At 61.4% G+C, this 904-nt stretch carries 1 protein-coding gene; it reads left to right on the plus strand.

Annotation, left to right across the window (positions count from 1 at the left end; genetic code table 11):
* Positions 1-59: 59 nt before the first annotated feature.
* On the plus strand, positions 60-904 hold an 845-nt coding region (locus PUT78_RS23670; RefSeq protein ID WP_420793567.1), incomplete at its 3' end, for an ISL3 family transposase.

Here is a 904-nt window from a genome sequence, read left to right on the forward strand (position 1 = left end):
TCTGCCTCACTCTGTGTGGCGCAACTATCCTGAAACTGGAAAATTCAGGAGGGATAGTTGTGAGTTCGAAGAAGCGCTGGTCGCCCGGGGGCGAAGTTTCGGTTCAAAGCGTCGAGCGAAGTGAATCCGGCGGGTGGATTGTATCGGGCAGTCTGACACCCAACGGCATTTGCCCAGACTGTGGATTGCATTCACGTCGACGCCACGGCTGGCGGCGTCGGCGGCTGCAGGATTATCCCGCGCATGGAGAAGAGGTAACGGTTGATCTCGCGATTTGCCGTTGGCGATGTCAGGCACACGCATGCCCACGCCGGACTTTCTCAGACCAAATCGCCTCGATCGCGCGTCCTTTTGCGCGGCGGACCTCGCGTGTCGGCGAGATTGTCAGCCATCTTGGGCATGCGGCCGGCGGGCGGCCTGCCGAGCGGCTCTTGCACCGTTTGGGCCTTCGGATCAGCGATGACACGGTGCTCAGGCAGTTGAAGAAGCGTGCTCAAGGTACCGCCGAGCCGCCGACGGTCATTGGGATCGACGACTGGAGCTGGCGGAAGTCGCAAACCTACGGCACGATCATTGTGGATCTGGAGCGTCGCGTGGTCATCGACATTCTCGAGGATCGAGATGTCGTCACCTGCACCAACTGGCTGAAACGACACCCCGAGGTTGAAGTGATCAGCAGAGATCGCTGCGGTCTCTACGCCCAGGCTGCACGACAAGGGGCACCGCAGGCGAAGCAGGTCGCTGACCGGTTCCATATCGTGCAGAACCTGCGGCAGGCCATCGAGGAGCAGATGAACCTTCACGGCCGTGCGACCGGCAGGGCGCTGTTGTTCGACGCCGACAACGTCACCGCTGCCGGAAGCCTTCTGAAGTCCCGCCTTGCGCACAGGACGTCTCGGGAAGA

The organism is Roseinatronobacter alkalisoli (assembly GCF_028745735.1).
Lineage (GTDB): Bacteria > Pseudomonadota > Alphaproteobacteria > Rhodobacterales > Rhodobacteraceae > Roseinatronobacter > Roseinatronobacter alkalisoli.